Origin of the sequence: Bradyrhizobium sp. LA6.1, assembly GCF_040547805.1 — a bacterium.
GTDB classification, from domain to species: Bacteria; Pseudomonadota; Alphaproteobacteria; order Rhizobiales; family Xanthobacteraceae; genus Bradyrhizobium; species Bradyrhizobium barranii.
The window spans coordinates 164,730-186,574 of sequence record NZ_JBEPQK010000022.1 but is presented as its reverse complement, the minus strand read 5'-3'; the positions used below and the strand labels follow the sequence as shown (position 1 = coordinate 186,574).

The window sequence follows — 21,845 nt, the reverse complement described above, 5'->3', positions numbered from 1 at the left end:
GTTCAAGCTGAGTACTGCGCTTATGGCTGTCCATAAGGACTGTTACGCACCAATTGGACTAATCCAACAAGGCGGCCCTCGCCGGAGGGAGACGTCTTCCGAAAGGTGGGGCGATGACTAGTTGTATCTGCAGGCGGATAGGCCACGAAGCATCCACCACTTACAACATTGTATCCTTTGGCGATAAGATCTGGATCTTTGGCAGAAAGCACCGTATCGGCTGCCCAATTGTCCTTTGATATGGAGCGACTTTCACAAACGAGAGACGTCCGCCGCGCTGCGGCTTCCGCCAATTTGGTCTTCGCGGACGCAACCTCCTCCCTAAGCTCGGCAAACTCAGCCATAGGCACTTGCTGCAATCGAACCGCAGGCATTGGAATCGAGATCGATCTCGCTGGTGTAATAAAAACGATTGTTAGGTTGTCGGAGAATTGCTTTCCGCCGGCGTCCTTCTCAAATTCACGCTGGCAAATTACAGTGACGTTTTGAGTGTCGATCTGGAAGCTTTTTGATCCATCAATCGCCACCGTTCCAGCTTTGTCGTCAGGCACGTATGCGGTGCAAGTTGCTTTGCCAGGTCCAACCACTTCGACCTTTTGGAACGTCAATGCGGGTTTGCTCAAATATTTGAACTGGGCAACTAAGGCTGTAGCATCGCCAATTGTTCTAAAAGACGATTGCAAATTCGAGTTCTGCAGTGTCAGGCAATCGGTGATAGCCGCCAGTGTCTGATCATGGACTTTTTTTGTGATGGTCGAAACCTTTGCGGATGCGATACTGAGTCCGTAGCCGGACTTACATGTTTTCTCTTGCAGAGTTTTGATTTCGGTCGCGTCTTTTGCGTAGCTTCCGCTGATAACCTTATAACTCGCCTTTATTCGTTGGCTGTTCGCGGAGCTGTTTTCCTCAAACTTTTCCGAACAGAAATCGTCTTGAGTTATGGCCAAAGAGTCAGCTTGGCTGCCGGCGGAAATTGTGTCGTATCCTAGCGAAGCCAAATCAAAGCACGTTTGAGCGAAGCACGATGCAGGAAAAAAGAAGATAGCAAGTATTGTCGCAACTAGTTTCACGGTGACATCCTTTTCGCAGAGGAGTTTGGATCAACGAAAGATTGCATCGTGATCAGCTCCGCCAAAGAAGTCGATTCCCGGAAAAATCTCCCTCGGCGCGACAAACCGCCGCAGTAGTTCTCGGCTGTCGTCATCGCCCAGGGTTTTTCCATTTCAGGCGACAGAGCAAGGCGCGTCTCGTGCGACGCTTTTGGTGGTCGGACATCGCACCGTGCGTCGACTTGGCGATGTTCGCGAGATGTTCTTGCTGGTTCGCATCACCATCGCGCTCGTCGGCAAGGCGCACGACCAAGCGTTCGCGTCGTACAAGCTGAGGTCGGAGCGGCATTCGATGTTCAGCGATGTGCATCTCGCATGGTCGCCAGTATCGTCCATGACTTGTCGCACGCCCACAAGAGCGTCGCGTTTCGTCGCAGTTGTGACGTTTCGCTGGCCGACGTCGAGGATGTCCCTGGCGAGATAGGCGCACAAAAACGCTGCCAGCGCCGTGACCATCATGTAGACCGAGACTGGCCAGCTCGCGTCGCCACTCCACTGCACCAGCAGCGTCGAAATCAGTGGCGTAAAGCCGCCGACGACAGCGCCGCTGACTTCTTTTGCGAAGACGAGACCAGTGTAGCGGATCCGCGTGTCGAACAGCTCCGAATAGAACGCCGCGATGGATCCGGAGATCGATGCGACGCCGAAAGACAAGCCGACGATGCCTCTGTTGATTTCCGAATTACGGAATTTCAAAGAGGTGGCCCGGGCGGAATATGGAAAGATGTCTTACCTAAACAGCGGCGGACTGTTCTGCGGCGCAACACCATCGCCGGGCCGCTCGATTGCTGCCGCCGCCGTCAAGCGGGCGATGACACAGCGCGCAGATTGACGGACGCGTCTTCATAATCGCGTTTTCGCCGACCCACATGCTGCTCCTTACCTGCAGCTCCTTGATCTGAATCAGGGAGCATCGCGCCAAATTTGGGATGCTCGGCACACGACGGGGATTGGCTGCCTAGAGGATTTCTACGTAGTGGCTTATACTGATTGCGTGGTCAGTGTGTCGCGGCGGTAGGCTAAATTTATCGGAGAGTTGTCTGCATATGCCAGGAAACTAGCGGTGCGAATGTTAGCACTGCAGGAAGGCGAGTGTATCATGTCCCTTCAGGAGACACCGGTCAGCCGACATGTTCGAAATGCCTCCGGAGGATCGAGGCATGCGCGCAAGGCGAATTCCGAACAGTTCGCTCTGCAGGAAAAAGTTCATCGTCAAATTGCGTCGGAGCTTCACGATTCAACGTGCCAGCATCTGGTGGCGGCGAGCCTCATTCTGATGCAAGTAAGGAGTGCGCTAGGCGATCCTCTGAAGGCGACGAGACATTGCGATCAGCTCGACATCTCGACCGATCGCGCTATGAAGGAATTGCGGTCTCTCACATATCTGCTTCACCCTCAGGACCTGTTTGAAGGAGGGCTCAAGACGACAATCGAGCAATTCGCAGAAGGGCTCGCAGCCCGAACGCCGCTGAATATTGAGGTCTCGATATCGTCCGCGGTCGACGGCCTGCCATACGGGGCGCAGCGAGCGTTGCTGAGAATTGTTCAGGAGGCCCTGACGAACGTTTACCGCCACGCCAAGGCGACACAGGTCGTCATAACTATCGGGATGAGGGACAGGAAGTTCAAGCTCGAGGTCCGAGACGACGGACAAGGCATGGTCGCTGCAGATGGCGCATGCCGCGTTCGTCCGTGGGCACCCGGAGCGGGAATCCGTATCATGCGAGCTCGATTGCAAGAGATGGGAGGGCAGCTTGAGATATTATCGGCACCCACAACGCTGCGGCGCGGTACCATCCTGCGCGCGACCTTTCCATGCGCTCTTGCGCGCGAGTGAGATGGCCCGGTTGGAGATGCTGCTCAAACGCAGCGCCCATAGCTCGTCCAGGTTCTCTTGCGACAAGATCATCGAGGCAGCCCTCTCATGAAACGAATTCTCATTGCTGATGATCATGATGCTGTTCGATCCGGGCTACGGGCGGTCCTCGAGCAGCGGCCGGGTTGGATGATTGTCGCCGAGGCGTCCGACGGAAGATCGGCATTTGAGGCCGCTCTCAAAGAGCGGCCCGATGTTGCGATCGTCGACTTCTTCATGCCGCGCATGACGGGACTGGAAATAACTCGAGGAATAAAAAAACATCTCCGCGAAACTGAGGTGCTGATCTTTACCGCGCACGAATCCGGAGTGCTGGCTCAAGAGGCGCTTCAGGCGGGTGCGCGCGCGTTCCTGGTCAAGTCGGACGCAAACAAGCTGCTGTTGGCTGCCGTTGAAGCGCTAATGGCACGCAAGCCATTCGTTGGCGGACGATTTTGTGGTCAGTCGGGTCGAGAAGACGAAGCCGGCGAGGGGCATGTGAAGCTGTCTCCGCGAGAGCGGCTCGTTGTCAAGCTTGTGGCCGAGGGATACAGCAACAAGGGTATCAGCGCGATGCTGAGCTCAAGCGTGAAGACCACGGAAACGCATCGGGCGTCGGCCATGGGAAAACTGGGGGTCAATTCGATAGCTGGACTGGTCCGCTACGCGATCAGAGCTAAATTGATTGAAGAGTGAACGAAATCAGCGGCTGCCGGCCCGCCGCGCTTCGCAACCGATCGCGGCGGTGAAGCAAAGCTGATCGCTGCGGAAGCGTAGCGCTGTCCTTTCCCGTCCGCAAAGGGATCGCGGACGGTCACCTCCACCGCCACCCGCAATGGCGGCGACCGCGATGCCACCAGCAAACCCAACGGCGCCTGCGCGGTCGCGACCGCCCCCAACCGGGGCCATGCGGAGGACCCACTGCGCCTGCGTCGCGAGATCCGTGGTTATCGCGGCCCGTCCCAGATTTGCGGCGACCGGCATAGCCTCCGCTGTCGCAATGAAACGAACGCCGATTGCGCCGACAGCTGCGGCGGCGCCCTGCGCAAAACCAAGGAAGGCGCGACGTGTGGGAGCGTTCATTGTTCTTCTCTTCTTGTTACGCAGTTTCAAGCACGGACTACGGTAGCGGGGAACGGCAACGCCGGCATCCGTCGAAACCCTGAGCAACAGGCTCGGCGTATTCCCGCCGTCCTGGATACTCGGGTCATGTGGTTCGCGCCGGGACCGGTCGTGCCTTCGCGCGCTCGCGCAGGCGCTGAAACGTGACGTAGAGCATCGGCACCATAAAAATCCCGATTGAGCTTGCGGCGAGCATGCCGGCAAAGACAGCGGTCCCGACCGCCCTGCGGCTCAGCTCGGCGGCGCCGGTTGCGAGTACGAGCGGGAGGAGTCCGAGAATGAAGGCAACCGAGGTCATCATCACCGCGCGGAACCGCATATGCGCCCCCTGGATCGCGGCCTCCGCAAGCTCTGTGCCGGCTTCCCGTCGTTCCTTCGCGAATTCCACGATCAGGATGCCGTTCTTGGCGGCAAGCGCGATCAGCACCACGAGGCCAATCTGGCCGTACAGATCGAGATTGAGGCCGGCGATTTTAATACCGATATATGAGCCTAGAACGCCGACAACGACGGAGAGCAGCACCGGGATCGGGATCACCGTGCTCTCATACAGCGCCACCAGGAACAGATAGGCGAACAGCACGGCGAGCGCGAGCACCACCCCGGTTTGTCCTGCTGCCTGTTGCTCCTGATAGGCGGTGCCGGTCCACTCGAAACTGTAACCTGCAGGCAGCACGTTGTTGGAGATCTCTGCCATCGCTGCCATCGCGGTGCCGGACGAGACGCCTGGCGCCGGGCTGCCGTTCACCGTCACTGAACGATAATTGTTGTAGCGGGTAATGACCTGAGGCCCGGTTACGATCTTGATGCCGGCGAGCGACCGCATCGGAACCATCTGACCCGTGCTATTGCGGACATAGATGCGCCAGATATCGGAAAGGTCGGCGCGATCGAGCGCCTCCCCCTGCACGTTGACCTGCCAGGTACGTCCATAGAGGTTGAAATTGTTGACGTAGATGCCGCCCAGCGTCGCCTGAAGGGCCGTGAAGATATCGCTGATGGTCACGCCAAGCGCCTGCGCCTTACGTCGATCGATGTCGAGATAGATCGATGGATTGGTCGCGGTGAAGGTCGAGAACACTCGCGTCAGCCGCGGATCGGCATTGGCCGCTCCGATCAACGCACCCGTGACACTGGAGATCGCGGCGGGGCTCTGTCCTTCCAGCGCCTGGAGCTGGTACTCGAACCCGCCTGAGGTGGAGAGTCCGATGATCGGCGGCATATTGAACGGCAGTACATTGGCCTGCCGGATTTGTGCGCCGGCTGCGTAAGTCTGCCGGATCAACGCCTGCACCGAATCCGCGGCCGCCTTGCGATCGGCAAACGGCTTGAGGCGCGTCACCACCAGCGCGCTGTTGGGCTCGGACGCCCCGTCAAGCAGGGAGAAACCGATGATGGCCAGAACATGGTCGACGGCCGGCATCTCCTTCAGGACGTCCTCGATCTGCTTGGTGACTTCACTGGTCCGCGCAACGGATGCACCGTCCGGCAACTGCACCGAAGTGAAGAAAGCGCCCTGGTCTTCCTCGGGGAGGAACCCTGTCGGCGTCAGGTGCGACATCCCGAAAATGCCGGCCGCGAACACGGCGACCAGGATGAGGGAGAGACTGGCCACGCGCAGCAGCCGTCGTACGCCGCTGCTATAGCGATCGCGGATCCAGTCAATGCCGCCAAGAACGTGGCCGATCATGCCGCGCCGGGGTCCAGTATGCCGCAGGAACAGCGCGCACAAGGCGGGCGACAAGGTCAGCGCATTCAGTGCTGAAATCATCATGGCGGCGCTGATCGTCACCGCAAATTGCCGAAACAGCGTGCCGGAAATGCCAGGAATGAAGGCGATCGGAACAAAGACGGAGAGCAGCACCAACGTGATCGCGATGATCGGTGCCGTGATCTGCGTCATCGCCTTCTTGCTTGCCTCGACTGGCGAAAGATCCGGTTCCTCCTCCATCACTCGCTCGACGTTCTCCACGACGACGATGGCGTCATCCACGACGATGCCGATGGCGAGCACCATCGCGAGCAGTGACACGGTATTCGCGGAATAGCCAAGCATCAGCAGCACCGCGAAGGTGCCGACCAGGCTGACCGGTACGGCAATGGCTGGTATCACCGTGGCCCGAAGATTACCGAGGAACAAATAAACCACGATCACGACCAGGACGAAGGCCTCTCCCAGTGTCCGCAGAACCTCCGAGATGGTGTCCCGTACGAAGCTCGTGGAATCGTACTGCACGAGATAGCTCAACCCCGTCGGGAATCGCTTCGATAGCCGCTGCATCGTCGCCGCGACCGCCTGCGCCGTCGTCACGGCATTGGCGCCCGGCGCCAGATAGATCGCGAGAGGCACCGCGGCGCGCCCGTCGATCCGCGCTTCGCTGTCGAGGTTCTGCGCGCCAATCTCGACCCGGGCGACGTCCTTGACGAGCAGCGTCGAACCATCCGGGTTGGCGCGCAGCACGATATTGGCGAACTGGTCGACCGTCGCGAGCCGTCCCAGGGTCTGGACGTTGAACTGGAATTGCTGGTCGTCGCTGATTGGACGCGCGCCGATGCGGCCGACCGGCGCCTGGACGCTTTGCGTTCGAATTGCCGCAATCACGTCCGAGGGCGTGAGATTGAGGCTGGTCAGCCGCTGCGTATCGAACCAAATCCGCATCGAGTAGTTCATCTTGGCGAACAGGTTAGCTTGGCCGACACCGGGCGTGCTGGAGATCGCATCGAGTATGTTGATGATCGCGTAGTTGGTGATGAACAGCGGATCTTGCTGGCCGTCGGCACTGTAAAGCACCAGAAATTGCAGGATCGCCGACGATTTCTTTTGCACGGTCACGCCCTGCTGCTGCACCTCGGTGGGCAATTGCGACAGCGCGCTCTGCACCCGGTTGTTAACATTGACGGTGTTGATATCGGGATCGGTGCCGAGTGCAAACGACACCGTCAGGGTGTAGCTGCCGTCGTTGCCGCTCGTCGATTTCATATACAGAGCTCGGTCGACGCCGATCACTTGCGCTTCGAGCGGTTGAGCGACGCTGGCCTCCACGACCTCGGCAGACGCGCCGGGAAAGGTCCCGGCAACCGTGACCTGCGGTGGCACAACGTCCGGAAATTGCGCCACCGGGATCCGTGTCAGCGCGAGCGCACCTGCAATGGTGATGATGAAGGCCACGACCATCGCAAGTCGCGGGCGATCGATGAACACGGCGGACATCATGGCTTTTTGTCCCCCGGGCGCGGATCAGTTGAACCGCCATGGTCTGGCTGCGAAGGCGCGTCGCCTGTGCCGGCCTTCATGCTCGACTGGATCAGCGCGCTCGCCGGGCCCGGAGAAACCGCCTGACCTGGGCGAACTCTTTGCAGGCCTTCGACGATGACCTTGTCGCCTGCCGCGAGGCCGCTGATGACGGAGGCGATGGTGGGCGTCGATTGCCCCAGCTTGATGCGGCGTTGTTCGGCCTTATCGCCGGCGCCAACGGCGAGGACATAGTCACCCTGCTGGTCGGACAGCACCGCCGAACGCGGGACCGCCAACACTTCGATGGGCTGGACACCTTCCAGCAAGACCGTGACGAACTCGCCGTCAGTCAGTTCGTGAACGGTTACGCCCGCGGCGGACGGCGCGCGCAGGATCGGGTTGGCGATCTCGCCGCGCACGGTGATCGTGTCCGTGTTCTGGGCGATGGTGTTGTCGACAAAATCCAGCTTGCCGGACTTGCCATACATGCGGCCATTGGGCAGCCGCAGCCGGATCACCACGGCTTCCAAGCCTCCCTGCGGACCATAGCGTTCGCGTAGTTCGAGCCCCTGGCGCAACGGCACCGGGAAGGTGACGTACATCGGATCCTGGCTGACGATCGTGGTCAGGACGCCCGAGCTGGGACCGACGACATTGCCTTCGGTCACGGCCGTACGTCCGATCTTGCCGTCGATCGGCGCGCTGATCATGGTGTAATCGAGGTTGATCTGTGACGCATCGACTTGTGCCTGCGCGGCCTGGACCTGGGCTTCCAGGCTGCGTTGGTTGGCGATCGCCGCGTCGTAGGTCGATTGCTGACCGGCCGGCCCGCTGAGCAGCGTACGCGCCCGGTCGGTCGTCAGCTTGGCGTTCTCGAGCATCGCTCGGAGCTGGGCCACCTGCGCCTGCTTTGACGCGAGATCGGCCTCGAACGGACCGCGCTCAAGCCGGTAAAGCGGGTCGCCCTTCTTGAGCTCGGCACCCTCGACGAACAACCGCTGCTCCAGGAATGCGGTGACGCGAGCCACGACATTGACGCGATTGACCGCCTCGATCCGCCCGAGAAATTCGTTGGTCTCGGTGATCGGTCGTCTGATCGCTTCCACGATGCCGACAGCGGGCGGAGGGCCTGCGGCTGGCTGTGTCCAGCCCGTGCCGCCAGCGATGAATGTCAGGAAACCCGCCGCCAGCATCCTGACCGAGACGTCCGCAAGGTCCATTTTCCGCTCCTTGCTCCGGGGGGCGAGACAAGCCGCTATCCCGGTCCGCGCGGGCCGAGTGTTAGGTTCGTAACGCCTGCCGCAAGGTTCAATCCGATCGATCGCTCGATCGACAGAGGCTGGAGCGTAATCGTCCGGCGAGAGCCTCCGATCAGAACGTTCGCTCCGAGACCGGGGCCGAACGCGACATTGCCGCTCGCCCCCACGTAGTTCCCGCGCAGCGTGCCGGGGCCGACGCGCGAGTTCCTGGCGAAGACGGCCCATGAGAGGGTTCCTGCGCTGGTCACGCCGATGTCGAGGCCAACGCGCCTGATCCGTCCGTCGTAAACGTACTGCCGGGTCGCGCGTCTCGTGACGAATACGCAACGAAGCTCCTGCGCGGAGCCAAGCACCAGCCCAACGCGCGGAGTGCTGGTGCATACGAGCCGGCCGACCCTGAAGGCCTCGGCGCGTGCGGGCAGGGCGTCGGCGCACATCAAGGCGGATCCGCAGATGATCGCAAGAAGCAGGTTAATGCGCATTCAAGCCTCCGTTTGACTTCCGGTGTTGGTGGGCGAACTCCCTGGGCTGCGATCCTGGCGAAGCCAGAACGTGATGCCGAGGCCGATCAGCAGGACGGCGCCCAACAGGAAGAAGATGATGGATTGCTGTAACCAGGATATCGCCGGAACCGTGACGCCCATCGCAAGGCCGAGGAAGGCAATTTGCGGCGACAGAAGACTGACGCCCGCGAGGAAGGTGCCGAGCGCAAGTAACGTGAGAAGGACGAGGCTGGTTGCCGGCGTCGGCAACAATTGCTGAACGCCTGACACCAGCATGATGTTCATCGTGACCAGGACGGCGACCCAGTGCAGCGCCTGGGTCCAGATCAGTCGCCACCGGGCCTCCTTGCCATCGACCTCCGGCCATTTGTTGATGACGCACACAACGCCGATGGCGAGCGCGAGAAATTCCCAATAACCAACGAGAGGCTGGTGAGAGGCGTTGGTATAGGCGACGCCCGCGACGGCGAGCACCAGTGCAATGATGTAGGGAAGTTGCTGCCACAGAAAATGTGTCATCCGCGTGTGCGCCGGGGATGGCTCCATTCCATTGTTCCGCTCGGCTCGAATCTCGCTCATGGCGCTCCCATTTGCGGTGGTCCCTTGTTGGACATGCGCCCGCTGTTATCGCCGAGGTAATCCTCGACATAGAATCTAATGATCGCGACCCGGCCGACCGCGACCAGCGGCATCGCGAGTGCGATACCCATCACGCCCAGCATTGCGCCCAACAGTACGATCGCGACCAATGTCCATGCGGGAGGAATTTCGACCGCCTGGCGCTGGATCAACGGGCCTATCACATAGCCCTCGATCGATTGAATGATTGTGTAGATGACGACGGCCCAGATCAGCAGCGATGCGCCGAGCGGCATCGCGACGAGCGCGATGGGGATCGCGGCAAGGATGGGTCCCAGATACGGAACGAAGTTGGAAAGGCCCGCCTGCAGCCCAAGCACGAAGGGGCCGGGAAGCCCGATCAGATAGAGCGCGACCCACACGCACAATGTCATTAGGATGATGCGGATCAGCTGTCCGACGAACCACAGCCGCAGGACGTTTCCCATCTCGTTCATTACGGCGCGTGTTCGGGCGCGATAGGAAGGCTTCGCCAGCATCACCAGACTCTCGCGATGGCTGGTGGGATCAAAGGCGAAGAGGATACCTAGGAACGCGATCACCAGCACACCGGTCAGAAAGCTCGACGCTCTGCCCACGACGAGCTGGGCGTGGCTGAAGAACCGGCCTTGATCGGACAGCAGCCATTGCGCAAAATCGCGCCCCGATTCCGGACCAAGCAGATCGACGCCGTAGGTCAGAAGGCGTTGCTGCAAGACGTCGAACTGGGTGTCCATGACCTTCAGCAGGATGCGTGTTTGCTCCGGCAGCTTGCCGCCTCCCCAGACGAGGCCTAGTCCGACCAAGGTGGTGAGCAGCAGCAGCACGAATGTCAGCCGCCAGACACGATTGAGTGGAATTAGTAGCGCCAGTGCGCGTGCGGCGGCATCCAGAAAGGCAGCAAACAGTACGCCTGCGAAGATGATGAGCAGACTCGAGGCCGTTTGCCATACGAGGAAGAGAGCAACGCAAATGGCGAGCAGGGCGAGACCCGTTGCGAGAAAACCGCGCCGCCTGTCGGTCATGCCCTGGTCTGGAGGCTCGCGGACCACGACCTCGCGCGGTTGCTCTTGTCCTGTCCTCACGTCGCTCATCGATCGGGTGTCTCGGCGGCGGATTGCAATGACGAACTGTCGCGCCGGGGCTCAGGTGCGAACACGGCGGCTGCCATAATGGGGATGCGAGCCGCCGCGATGACGCCAGTAGCGATGCTTGGTGGGGTTCGTATTCGTATTTGGCGCGGCGGTGCTTGGGGCAGGTGTCGTGACCTGCTTTGGCACGGATGCGGCCGGATCGGTCGTGTGCGCCTGGGAACTGGTCGACTGCGCGGTCGCAATCGATCCGGCGAGGATCAAGGCACCGCAAATGGTCCGGACATTCATGTTTGTCTCCAACTGACCCACAACAACACTTCAGATCGAGATAGCGCCGACGGCCAACGCATAGACGCGGACGCGTGCGGCGAGCCCTCAACCCCGGAGATGAGGTGGGCGGAAGGGTCGAATTTGAACGGGGCAGGCCGGCCACCCTCGGTTACGAGACTAGAGGCAGCTTCTCGGTCGGCGCATCAGGGATTCTATGTAGAGGGCGAGGCAGGAAATCGGTCGACCGCCTCTAATGAGGACTTGCCGATCCGGGCGCGGCGGCCGGGGTGACCAACACGAAGCTCGCGCGGAACAACTCGCCTGCCTTAGCGAGTTCAGTCGCGATATGCCTGGCGTGCAGAACGGCGGCGTCATGGTCGGCGCACTCGCATCCAATTCCGTCCGGACAAAGGCCGTTTTTGTCGACGATGTGAAAGAAGTAGCGCATGCGAACGGATTAGGCTGGTGCGTGACCAGCTTCCAGTGACAAAGGTGTAAGAGTCCAGGCAAAAAGGATGAGAAGCCAGGGGCAACCCAAGGTTACGTTTCGGTAAGTCGCTCTGGCGGATACGGGTATCCCGAGATAGGGTGATATATCTTCCGGCGCTCGGGTGATCATCCGATGTCCCCGCAGGGGCCGGACCGCTAGCTTGGTTTGTTCATGCGAACCAATCCGAGGAGGCAAGCGATGTCGAATTATGATCCGAATCTGACTGCCTCAGGCACTGGTGGCGGCGCGCTTGCGATCGATCCCGGATTGCGCGCCTACATGCTGCGCATCTACAATTATATGGCCGCGGGCGTGGGCCTGACTGCAATTGTGGCGTGGCTGACGTATCAGCTCATGGGTCCCGCATTGCTTGAGAGCCCGTTGATGTGGGTTTTCATCCTGGCGCCACTCGGGCTGGTGTTCTTCATCGGGGCGCGCATCAATACGTTGTCGGTGGAAACGGCGCGCATTCTGTTCTTCGTCTATGCCGCGCTGGTCGGCGTCTCGCTCTCGACGCTGCTGCACATCTACACCAGCGCCTCGATCACGCGCGTGTTCTTCATCGCGGCCGCGATGTTCGGGGCACTCAGCGTCTTCGGCTACACCACGAGGCGCGACCTGTCCGCGGTCGGCAGCTTCCTGTTCATGGGCCTGATCGGCATCATCGTCGCAAGCCTGGTCAATATTTTCCTGAGGTCGACGGGGCTCGATTGGTTGATCTCGATCGTCGGCGTTGGCGTCTTTGCGGGACTCACGGCCTATGATACGCAGCGGATCAAGGCGATGTACGAGAGCAGGGACGATGCGACGACGGCAGGCCGCAAGTCGGTGATCGCGGCACTGTCGCTCTACCTCAACTTCCTCAATCTGTTCATGATGCTGCTGCGCCTGCTCGGCGGTAGGCGGTAGGCGGCTTCAGGCCGCCGGCCGCTCCGCCGCGCTGGCGAGCGCATCGCGCAGGATCTTTTCCTTGGTCTCGTCCAGGGACGTTTTCAACACGACTCCGCCGGCATCCTTGATTTCCTTCAACACCTTGTCTGCCGTCATGTTCTTGATCAGGACGAAGAGCGCGGCGTTGCCGGTGTGGAGCGAAGCGGACAGCTCCTTCATGAAGGAATCGTTGATGCCGAAATCGGACAAGGCGCCTCCAAGCGCGCCGGACGCAGCGCCGACCGCGACACCGATGATCGGATTGAGGAAGAGCACGCCGACCAGGAGTCCCCAGAAGCTGCCGGTAATCGCGCCCGTCGCCGTGGTGTTGACGAGCTGGTTGAGCTTGATGTTGCCGTTCTCGGCCTTGACGGCGATCACGGCGTCACTGATGGTGATCAAATATTCCTTTTGCAGTTTGAGCAGCCGAGTTCGGACTTCTTCGGCCTTTGCTTCGGTCGGGTATACGATCGCAACCAGATCAGACATGGAGACCTCCTGGGCATTCCCGCAGGGACCGCGGGAAGACTGATGCCAACTGCATGGCGCGGAGACTAAACGGCGAATTGCAAGCTCGACATCCGAGAAAACCCTTGGGCGCGGGAGAGAATGTTCCGGATCATTAGAGCAGGGGAATCCCTCGGCCCGATCTGCGCGATCCGGCTGTTCTGAGTCTTCAATTTGCTGCGAACATCGACGCGGCGAGCAGCAGCGACACCAGGAGCAGGGAGATGCCCGCGGCGGACCATTGACGGAGAACTTCGTCGCCTCTTTCGACAAGGCTGCCGAATCTAAGACAGCCGCGCCGGAGCGGACCGACTACTCTCATGAGCGCTTTCCAGGCCGCGGATGAGCCCAGCGGGTGTGGCCACGGGCTGAGCAGGATCGCGAGCGCCGCCCCTCCCAGCACAGGCAGGAGCAATTTGGATAGCGCGTCGATGCCGAACAGCTTCGATGTGGCATCATACGGGACCGGCAAATATGAATCCCAGGGCAGCAAGCCAAGGAACAGAGAACAGAGGGCCAAGGCAAGTGCAGCAAGGTCCCGGCTGAGCGGTACTGGGCCGATGAGGGTAATCGGCTGGTCTGATGGCGCGAACGCATGGGACAGGACTAGTACGACATAGGCGGTCGTGAACATTCCGCCGGCCTGGAGCACGACGGCCCACCACCACTGCCCCGTCCTCGCCGTGTCCTGGAGCAATAACTCCTTCGCGAGTGACGCTCCGCTCGGTTGAACACCCATCAAGGCGATGCCGCCAATCGCGAACGCCAGGACGCTCAAGGGCAGGGCCCGTGCGACACCTCGCAGTCCGGTGATGCGATCGTGGCCGAGCCCGGTGTAGATTGATCCGACGGCCATGAACATCGCCGCCTTGGCAGTCGCATGGGAAACTGCCTGCAATAGGCCGCCCGCCAGGGCCTGGTCACTTTCGAGCTTCCCGGACGCGCCGAACGCAAGAGGAAACATCAGGAAGAGATATCCAATCTGAGCCAGCGTCGAATATGCAATCAGGAGCTTGAGGCGCTCTTGCCGGAGAGCGACAACGCTTCCGAACACGATCGCTCCGGTTCCAAGCGCCGCGAGCAATTGTGCGGCAGCCAAGCCGGGCAAACCTGGCATGACGTCGAACCAGAGCCGCACAAGGATGAAGAACGATCCCTTCACGACCAAGGCGGACAGGATCGCGCTACCTGCGGCCGGTGCGCCGGCGTGAGCGGGCGGCAGCCAGAGGTGCAACGGAAAGAGTGCAGTTTTTGCGAGGAGACCGGTCGTCATCAAGGCTGCCGCGATGAGCACGCCGGAGTCCGCGCTCACGCGATGCGACAACAACTGGATATCAAGGGTGCCGTAGAGACCATAGAGCAGCGCGGTGCCCATCAGGTAGAGGACCGAGCCGAGCAGTGCGAAGAGCAGATACCGCAGCGCGGCCCGAAGCGTCTCCGCGCGACCGTCGAGAGAGACCAGAGGCACTGCGGCGAACGTCAGCAATTCCAGCGCAACATAAAGCGTGAAGAGGTCTCCCGCGACGAAGATCGTGTTCAGCGCGCCCCAGATTGCCAGAAGCAGGATCCAGAATGCGAAAGGTGCGCGCGCTTCGACAGATTGGGGACGAAGATCGGTTGCGGCAAAAATAGCGACCGCGCAGATCACGACCGCCGTCGTCGCGAGCATGACCGCCGACAATCCGTCCGCGCGGAGGGCTACGCCGAGCGGCGGTGGCCAGGCGCCGAGTAGGTAGACGAGGTGGCCGTCGCTCCGAGGCAAGAGCACGAGAACGGCGACAGCAATCGCCAACCCGACCGGTACGACCGTGGAGGCAACGTGCCGGACGTAGCGTTGGCCGAGAGCGAACGCCAGCAAGACGCCCGCGACCGGCATGACGATCGACAGCACCAGCAGGAAGCCGCCGGCGGTGGTCACCAGCGCGGGGGCGGGGGGCAGCATCAGTGACCGGACGGATCGGAGCGCGGGCTCGCCGCCGCCCGACTGTTGAGCGTCGTGGAGCCTGCGATCTGAAAAAGCCGCAGCAACAAGGCGATCGCCAGAGCCGTAGCGGAAAACGCGACCACGACTCCTGTGATCACCAGGGCCTGCGGCACCGGGTCGTTGCCAAAGCCCGCTGCGGCGCCTCGCCGCCCGACGATGCCGAACAGAAGAAACACGCCGCTGCCGAGCAGGTTGAATGCGATGATCTTGCGAAGCGGTTGCGGATTGGCAATCAGGCCGTAGAGCCCGAGCCCGACCGCCGCGGCGGCGCATAGTCCGAACACCGTCACGGCGCTCATCGCTCAGCGCTCCTTTCAGGTGCACCGGCGAGCAGCAGGCCGAGCGTCGTCGCGATCGTCAGGAGCATCGCGACCTCAATGCTCAGAATTAGCGGCTTGGCGAACGCAACGGGATAGGCAAGGAACGCCGACCCAAAACAGAGCCCGCCAAGGCCGATGGCAAGGAATAGGCCGGGGCCGCCCACCAGGATGAGACGTAGCCATCGACTACGCACGGGCGGGGTATCCACCAGCCCGGCCATGATCACCAGCAGCCACATCGATGCGAGAACCGCGCCGCCCTGAAATGCTCCGCCGGGGTGATCAGCGCCCGTCCACAGCATGTAAATGCCGACGACGATGCCGGCGGGTGGCAACAGGCGCGCAAGAAAGGCGAGAACACCATTTGGATCAGCCTGGTGGCGTGGTCCGGGACGACCGCCCCAGGCCTGGTCCGACGCAAGCGACCAGACACCGACGATGGCGAGCAGGAGCACGACCTTCTCGAGCATGGTGTCCATTCCGCGGAATGCCATGAGCACGTTGGTGACGGGGTTGGTCATTCCGGTCGCCCCGGCATTCGCGACGACGGAGGGCGCGAGCGTTGGCGCCGGATCGGGCAGCAGCAGGATCGTGACGGCCAGCGCTGCCGCGATCGACGCGGACAATATGGCCGCGCTCAAGCGCACGATCAGGCTGGGCCCTTCCGTTGTCATCGCCTCGGTATCGCGCAGCCGGGCCGCCGCACCCAACAGCACCACGCCGCCCAGGCCTCCGCCAATTGCAGCCTCGGTCAGCGCGACATCGACGGCGTCAAGACGGACCCAGATCAGCGCAACCAGCAGTCCGTAGGCGATGAAACCGACCGTGGCCGAATAGGTGTCGGGGACGGCGATCGTCCAGATGGCGAGGCCCAGCACCACGGCGGCGAGCGCGATCTCGAACACTGTTGCGATGTTCATTTGCCTGACCCGCTCTGACGTGCCGTGCGCGCGATCAATTGGGAGACGGTGGCGCCAGCGAGCAGCACGAACATCCAGATGCTGATCAGCTTCAGCCCGTCACGCAGGCCTCCTGTTTGGGGGAGCAGCCCGAGCACGACGAAACCCAGGCCGAGGTTATCGGCCTTGCTGAGTGCGTGCAGACGGGTCAGGGTGTCGGGAAAGCGAAGAAGGCCGACGGTGCCGGCGAAAAAAAAGAATACGCCTGCCGACACTCCCGCAACCGTGATGATGTCGCGTGCGACGCTCATCTGTCCTCCCCCGGATCGGCCCCATCGGTTTCGAGGCGGGAGAGCCCCTTCTTGACGAATGCGATGGATGCGAAAGTGGCGAGCAGTGCCAGTATCAATGCCACGTCGACGGCCGCCGGCACGCCTGTCACGGTGCCGAGCAGCAGCAAGACGGCAATGCCGGCAGTCCCGATCAGTTGCGCCGCCATCATCCGGTCGGCATCTGTCGGGCCACGCAAGATGGAGACCAGCCCGAGCCCCAGCATCGCCAGGATCAAGCCGACTGCGGCAGTGAGGAATTCAGTCATTGTAGAGGGCCCGAACCAACGCCGCCTCCTCCGCGGCAAGTTCGGCAACGACCGGTTGCTCGACGTCGAGACAGTGATAGACGAGCTGCCCGTTCTCCTCCCCGGTTGGCACTGTGCCAGGCAAAAGGCTGGTGAGTGTCGTGAACACGTTCCGTTGCATCCCGCGTGAGAGGCCGGTCGGATAGAACACAAATCCCGGCCGCAGCGGCAGCCGGGGATCGAGCGCGCGGCGTGCGACGTCTACGCCGGCGACCACCGATTGGTATAGGAAAAGCAGCGCCAGGCGGACCATGGCAGGAATTGACCGCCGGGATCTGCTCGGCTCCAGCAGGTGCAGGCTTGTCCAGGTTGCTGCCGCGATTGCCGCCGCCGCGGCAGGAATATCTGTCGGATTGGCGCCGGCAAGCACGAGCCAGAGGCAAAGGAAAAATGCGGCTCTGAAAGTCGCAGTTCGCCACGATCCTCCAACCGCGACGACGGCACGCCCATATCGATCACCTGAGGACCCTGTCATCCCGGTTTCCTCGGTTGCTCCCGGATTGTGTCGTCCGGGTCTGCCGTGCTTTGAGGAAGCGCGTTTGCGCGCCCCAGACGAGAATTCAAACGGCGGAGCCGCGGCAGGGGTCGCGACTGCTTCACCTGACGATTGCATCATGCGTCGTGGACGGAACCGGCGACATCGGGTGATTGCCTGATCATGTCTCAGGAATCTGCTGATGGCCGAGCACGGATTCCATCCGGCGCCACCGAGTAGATTTACCGATGTTGACGGCGGACTCCTTCGGCAAAAATGCGGATGTCGGTACCGGGGAAAAGGCGACTGCGGACTGAGCAATCCTCCCGGCAAGATCTCACTCCCGGAACGGAACAGGTCATGTTCATGCACGGCAGCCGATCCGCGCCCCGAAACATCCTCACATCGGCGCTGGTGACGGCGTTCTCGCTGATGCTGGCAGGATGTGGACGGGAAACCGAAACCAAGGACGCATCTCCGCCGCGGATCGTACGCACAGCGACCGTAGAAAAACGCAAGGTCACAACGCCGCTGACATTCTCCGGACGGGTCGAGGCAGAAGACGAGGTGAATGTCGCATTCCGGATCTCGGGACGATTGTTGAGTAATGACACCAAGATGGGCGACCGGGTCAAGGCCGGCCAGGTGCTGGCACGATTGGAGTCGCAGAATGAACTGAGCACGCTGCGGCAGGCGCAGGCCTCCCTTGCCGCCGCTCAGGGGCAATTGACCCAGGCGCGCAATCACTTCGATCGTCAGGAGACGCTGTTGGCGCAGGGGTGGACCACGCGCGTCAACTATGATGCCGCAACCCAGGCACGGCAAACCGCGCAATCGCAAGTCGATGCGGCCGAAGCGCAACTGAGTTCTGCGCATGACCTCGTTGGTTTCACCGAACTCAAGGCTGATGCACCCGGTGTGATAACAGCCACAGGTCCGGTCGCCGGCGAGGTCGTCCAGGTCGGGCAGATGATCGCCAGGATCGCACGGCAGGACGGTCGCGATGCGATCTTCGATGTCCCCGCTCAATTGATCAGGTCGGCCTCCACCGATCCAGAGATTACTGTCAGCTTGGCTGACGACCCGTCGATAACGGCGCAAGGGCGCATTCGCGAAGTCGCTGCACAGGCCAGTGCTGTGACCCGAACCTTCGAGGTCAAGGTCGGCCTGACGGATCCGCCAGCCGCGATGCGGTTGGGTGCGTCAGTGATAGGGCGAGTGAGTACCACTGCAGGGCCGATGATCGATATTCCATCTTCCGCGCTGACCAGGATGAACGAGCAGCCCGCCGTATGGGTCGTCGACCCGGCCACCGCCACGGTCGCGGTGCGCAATGTGGACGTGCTGCGATTCGATGAAGCGCAGGCCATCATTTCCCAGGGGCTCGACATCGGCGAAATAGTTGTCACCGCCGGCGTTCAGGCGTTGCATCCGGGTCAGAAGGTCCGGATTCTTGGATCCGAGCCATGAGCGGAATTAATCTTTCCGACTGGGCTCTGAAACACCGTTCGCTGGTCGTCTATATGATGATGATTGCGGTGGTCGGGGGGGCGCTGTCCTATTTCCGGTTGGGGCGCAACGAAGATCCCGCCTTCATCATCAAGACCATGGTCGTCCAGGCCGCGTGGCCCGGCGCAACTGTGGAAGAGACGATGAAGCAGGTGACTGAGCGCCTCGAACGTCACTTGCAGGAAACGCCGCATCTGGACTTCCTGCGGAGCTTCACAAGGGCCGGTGTCGCGACCGTCTTTGTAAATCTGAAGGGGAGCGCGAATGCGAAACAGGTGGCCGACACCTGGTACCACGTACGTAAGACGATCGGAGACATGCGTCATACACTACCCGCAGGCGTGATCGGGCCGGGTTTCAATGACGAATTCGGTGATACATTCGGCATCATCTATGGCTTTACCAGTGACGGCTTCACTCAGCGTGAGTTGCGCGATCGGGTCGAGGATATCCGCTCAAGGCTGCTTCTCGTACCTGACGTGTCAAAGATTGAGCTTCTGGGCGAACAGGATGAAGTGATCTTCGTCGAGTTCTCCACGAAGGAGCTCGCGGCCCTCGGAATTGATCGGTCCGCTCTTATTGCGGCGCTCCAGTCGCAAAACATCGTGCGTCCGGCAGGAACGATTCAGACCGGCTTGGAAAGCATCTCGATTCGGGTATCAGGCAGCTTCCAGTCGGAGCAGGACATCGCCAACATCAATTTTTCCGCCGGCGGCCGCATGCTTCGCCTGAGCGATATTGCGCAGGTGCGACGCGGCTTCACGGATCCGCCCCAGCCGATGTTTCGGATCAATGGCAAACCGGCAATAGGCCTTGCAATCGCCATGCGGGATGGCGGCGACATTCTCGCGCTCGGCGCCAATATCAGAAAGGCAATGGCGCAAATCACCGCGGATCTCCCCATTGGAATTGAGCCCAGCCTGGTCGCGGATCAGCCCGTTGTCGTCGACCAGGCGATCCGCGAGTTTACGGTCTCGCTAATGCAGGCGATCGGCATCATCATGGTGGTGAGTTTCATCAGCCTGGGCGTACGACCCGGCCTGATCATCGCGCTGGCCATACCGTTCACGCTGGCGATCGTGTTTCCGATCATGGGACTTCTCAGCATCGATATGCAGCGAATATCGCTTGGCGCGCTCATCATTGCGCTCGCATTGCTGGTCGACGATGCGATGACTACGACCGATGCGACGCTCAGTCGGCTCGCAGAGGGCGCCAGTAAGATCGAGGCGGCAACTTTCGCATATCGGACCCATGCAATGGCGATGCTCGCGGGCACGCTGGTGACGATAGCGGGCTTTATACCGGTCGGCTTTGCCGCGAGTTCCGCCGGTGAATACACGTTCTCGCTCTTCGCCGTGGTCACGATCGCACTGCTGGTTTCCTGGTTCGTTGCGGTCATTTTCACGCCACTGCTCGGAGCAGCGATCCTTGTTCCGCCGAAGCAGACAAGTACGGCGGATCCGGGCAGGATCTTCCGCATGTATCGGAGTTTCCTGACTTTCGCGATGCGCGCGAAATGGCTGACGATCGCGATCTCCTTGGCGCTCTTCGTTTGTTCGGTGCTTGCGCTGCCGCTCATCCCGCGACAGTTCTTTCCATCGTCGGACCGTCCTGAATTGCTCGTGGACCTGAGCTTGCCGCAGAACTCGTCAATCCACGCGAGCGAGGCTGCGGCAAAGCGCCTGGATGCTGCCCTTTCAACCGATGCCGATGTGGCGCGGTGGAGCACCTATGTCGGGCGCGGCGCCATCCGCTTCTATTTGCCCCTTAATGTTCAGCTCCCGAACGATTTCTTCACGCAGGCCGTGGTGATCGCCAAGGATGTCGCTGCACGCGAGCGCCTGCATTCCAAGCTCGAAAAGCTGCTCGCGCAGGAGTTTCCTAACGCGATTGCGTTCGTTTCTCCGCTTGAGCTCGGACCGCCGGTTGGATGGCCGGTGCAGTATCGGGTCAGTGGGCCCGACGTGGAGCGGGTGCGCGAAATCGCGCTCAAAGTCGGACAGATCGTAGCCTCCAGTCCGGACACCAAACAGGTGAATTTCGATTGGATGGAACCCAATCGCCAAGTGCGTATTCGCGTGGACCAGAACGAGGCTCGCCTTCTCGGCCTCAGTTCGCAAGCGATCGCGACAGTCCTGAATACGGTCATATCCGGCACACCCATTACCCAGGTTCGCGACGATATCTATCTGGTCAATGTGGTGGCGCGCGCGACCAACGAGCAGAGGGGCTCGCTGGACGGTCTGCGCAACTTGCAGGTGGCGCTGCCGGGTGGGCAGACTGTTCCTCTCAGCCAGTTCGCCTCCTTCGAATATGACCAGGAGTTTCCGCTCGTCTGGCGGCGCGACCGCATTCCGACCCTGACGGTTCAGGCTGCCATTGCCGGCGACAAGCTGCCGGAGAGCGTGGTTACGTCGCTCTCGATGGCGATCGAGAACTTCAGAAAGAGCCTTCCTTCGGGGTACAGCGTCGTCGTGGGTGGCACCGTGGAGGAAAGTCAGAAGTCGCAGGCGTCTGTGCTGGCAGTGGTGCCGGTGATGCTGTTCGTCATGTTTACCGTCCTCATGGTGCAACTCCAGAGCTTTCCGAGACTGTTCATGGTGCTCAGCGTGGCGCCGCTCGGCCTTATCGGCGTGGTTGCAGCGTTGATGCTGTCCGGCAGGCCCCTGGGTTTTGTCGCCATTCTCGGCGTGCTCGCGCTGCTGGGCATGATCAGCAAGAACGCGGTCATTCTGATCGGTCAGATCGACGCCGAACGCGCTTTGGGCAAGACGGCCTGGGACGCTGCGGTGGATGCCAGCAGCTCCCGTTTTCGGCCGATCATGTTGACGGCCGTATCGACTGTTCTCGGGATGATTCCAATCGCGCCAACAGTATTCTGGGGACCGATGGCATTCGCGATCATGGGCGGACTCCTTGTCGCCACCGTTCTGACGCTGGTCTTCCTGCCGACGCTGTATGTAGCCTGGTTTGCGCGGGACGAGAAAGAGCAACCGTCCGCGGGATCGCGCCCGGCCTGACGGCCG

The 21,845-nt window shown here is 61.2% G+C and carries 21 protein-coding genes; 6 read left to right on the top strand and 15 right to left on the bottom strand.

Annotated features, from left to right (window positions below; translation table 11 throughout):
• Positions 1–20 precede the first annotated feature (20 nt).
• Complete coding sequence (locus ABIB99_RS37940; RefSeq protein WP_354180767.1) at positions 21–1,070, bottom strand: hypothetical protein; 1,050 nt, start codon at positions 1,068–1,070, stop codon at positions 21–23.
• 658 nt (positions 1,071–1,728) lie between these two features.
• On the opposite strand from ABIB99_RS37940, the gene ABIB99_RS37935 reads away from it, so the two are divergent.
• The 3 genes from ABIB99_RS37935 to ABIB99_RS37925 all read left to right on the top strand — a co-directional run bounded on the left by ABIB99_RS37935 (position 1,729) and on the right by ABIB99_RS37925 (position 3,660).
• Complete coding sequence (locus tag ABIB99_RS37935) at positions 1,729–1,941, top strand: hypothetical protein (RefSeq protein WP_354180765.1); 213 nt, start codon at positions 1,729–1,731, stop codon at positions 1,939–1,941.
• Between the two features lie 267 nt (positions 1,942–2,208).
• A complete protein-coding gene (locus ABIB99_RS37930) occupies positions 2,209–2,946 on the top strand; it encodes a sensor histidine kinase (RefSeq protein WP_354180763.1) in 738 nt (245 codons plus the stop codon).
• Between the two features lie 87 nt (positions 2,947–3,033).
• Positions 3,034–3,660, top strand: coding sequence for a response regulator (locus ABIB99_RS37925; protein WP_063981767.1), 627 nt, complete (start codon positions 3,034–3,036; stop codon positions 3,658–3,660).
• Positions 3,661–4,171: 511 nt separating this feature from the next.
• Here the strand turns inward: ABIB99_RS37925 and ABIB99_RS37920 are convergent.
• The 7 genes from ABIB99_RS37920 to ABIB99_RS44550 all read right to left on the bottom strand — a co-directional run bounded on the left by ABIB99_RS37920 (position 4,172) and on the right by ABIB99_RS44550 (position 11,513).
• Positions 4,172–7,300, bottom strand: coding sequence for an efflux RND transporter permease subunit (locus ABIB99_RS37920; protein WP_354180760.1), 3,129 nt, complete (start codon positions 7,298–7,300; stop codon positions 4,172–4,174).
• The gene (locus ABIB99_RS37915; protein WP_063981769.1) at positions 7,297–8,541 is read right to left on the bottom strand and encodes an efflux RND transporter periplasmic adaptor subunit; all 1,245 of its coding nucleotides are present in this window, start codon (positions 8,539–8,541) and stop codon (positions 7,297–7,299) included. Before ABIB99_RS37915 ends, ABIB99_RS37920 begins: the two co-directional genes overlap by 4 nt.
• Positions 8,542–8,576: 35 nt before the next feature.
• A complete protein-coding gene (locus ABIB99_RS37910; protein WP_354180758.1) occupies positions 8,577–9,062 on the bottom strand; it encodes a DUF992 domain-containing protein in 486 nt (161 codons plus the stop codon).
• Positions 9,063–9,662, bottom strand: a complete 600-nt coding sequence (locus ABIB99_RS37905) for a hypothetical protein (protein WP_354180756.1) — start codon at positions 9,660–9,662, stop codon at positions 9,063–9,065. It lies immediately after the preceding gene.
• Positions 9,659–10,795: an AI-2E family transporter gene (locus tag ABIB99_RS37900; protein ID WP_354180754.1), complete on the bottom strand. Its 1,137-nt coding sequence runs from the start codon at positions 10,793–10,795 to the stop codon at positions 9,659–9,661. Before ABIB99_RS37900 ends, ABIB99_RS37905 begins: the two co-directional genes overlap by 4 nt.
• Positions 10,796–10,846: 51 nt before the next feature.
• Positions 10,847–11,083, bottom strand: a complete 237-nt coding sequence (locus ABIB99_RS37895; RefSeq protein ID WP_354180752.1) for a hypothetical protein — start codon at positions 11,081–11,083, stop codon at positions 10,847–10,849.
• A 232-nt stretch (positions 11,084–11,315) separates the two neighbouring features.
• Complete coding sequence (locus tag ABIB99_RS44550) at positions 11,316–11,513, bottom strand: DUF6894 family protein (protein ID WP_208072594.1); 198 nt, start codon at positions 11,511–11,513, stop codon at positions 11,316–11,318.
• A gap of 240 nt (positions 11,514–11,753) precedes the next feature.
• Here ABIB99_RS44550 and ABIB99_RS37890 point away from each other — a divergent pair, with 240 nt between their 5' ends.
• Positions 11,754–12,464, top strand: coding sequence for a Bax inhibitor-1/YccA family protein (locus ABIB99_RS37890; RefSeq protein WP_063981774.1), 711 nt, complete (start codon positions 11,754–11,756; stop codon positions 12,462–12,464).
• A gap of 6 nt (positions 12,465–12,470) precedes the next feature.
• Here the strand turns inward: ABIB99_RS37890 and ABIB99_RS37885 are convergent, their stop codons facing one another.
• The 7 genes from ABIB99_RS37885 to ABIB99_RS37855 all read right to left on the bottom strand — a co-directional run bounded on the left by ABIB99_RS37885 (position 12,471) and on the right by ABIB99_RS37855 (position 17,307).
• Positions 12,471–12,974, bottom strand: coding sequence for a DUF1269 domain-containing protein (locus ABIB99_RS37885; RefSeq protein ID WP_028152030.1), 504 nt, complete (start codon positions 12,972–12,974; stop codon positions 12,471–12,473).
• A 187-nt stretch (positions 12,975–13,161) separates the two neighbouring features.
• Positions 13,162–14,910 carry a complex I subunit 5 family protein gene (locus ABIB99_RS37880; protein ID WP_354180749.1) on the bottom strand — a complete coding sequence of 583 codons (1,749 nt, stop codon included), beginning with the start codon at positions 14,908–14,910 and terminating at the stop codon, positions 13,162–13,164.
• A 23-nt stretch (positions 14,911–14,933) separates the two neighbouring features.
• On the bottom strand, positions 14,934–15,275 hold the full coding sequence (locus tag ABIB99_RS37875) for an NADH-quinone oxidoreductase subunit K (protein WP_014493399.1): 342 nt from the start codon (positions 15,273–15,275) through the stop codon (positions 14,934–14,936).
• Positions 15,272–16,201 carry an MnhB domain-containing protein gene (locus ABIB99_RS37870; RefSeq protein ID WP_354180747.1) on the bottom strand — a complete coding sequence of 310 codons (930 nt, stop codon included), beginning with the start codon at positions 16,199–16,201 and terminating at the stop codon, positions 15,272–15,274. The genes ABIB99_RS37875 and ABIB99_RS37870 overlap by 4 nt, the downstream gene beginning before the upstream one ends.
• 11 nt (positions 16,202–16,212) lie before the next feature.
• The gene (locus ABIB99_RS37865) at positions 16,213–16,506 is read right to left on the bottom strand and encodes a cation:proton antiporter (protein WP_028152034.1); all 294 of its coding nucleotides are present in this window, start codon (positions 16,504–16,506) and stop codon (positions 16,213–16,215) included.
• Positions 16,503–16,793, bottom strand: coding sequence for an MrpF/PhaF family protein (locus ABIB99_RS37860; protein WP_071911305.1), 291 nt, complete (start codon positions 16,791–16,793; stop codon positions 16,503–16,505). The genes ABIB99_RS37865 and ABIB99_RS37860 overlap by 4 nt, the downstream gene beginning before the upstream one ends.
• Positions 16,786–17,307, bottom strand: a complete 522-nt coding sequence (locus ABIB99_RS37855) for a Na+/H+ antiporter subunit E (protein ID WP_028152036.1) — start codon at positions 17,305–17,307, stop codon at positions 16,786–16,788. The genes ABIB99_RS37860 and ABIB99_RS37855 overlap by 8 nt, the downstream gene beginning before the upstream one ends.
• Before the next feature lie 366 nt (positions 17,308–17,673).
• On the opposite strand from ABIB99_RS37855, the gene ABIB99_RS37850 reads away from it, so the two are divergent.
• Entirely contained in the window at positions 17,674–18,777 is a 1,104-nt protein-coding gene (locus tag ABIB99_RS37850) for an efflux RND transporter periplasmic adaptor subunit (RefSeq protein ID WP_502917544.1), read from the top strand.
• Positions 18,774–21,839: an efflux RND transporter permease subunit gene (locus tag ABIB99_RS37845; RefSeq protein ID WP_354180741.1), complete on the top strand. Its 3,066-nt coding sequence runs from the start codon at positions 18,774–18,776 to the stop codon at positions 21,837–21,839. Before ABIB99_RS37850 ends, ABIB99_RS37845 begins: the two co-directional genes overlap by 4 nt.
• The last annotated feature ends 6 nt before the right edge of the window (positions 21,840–21,845 follow it).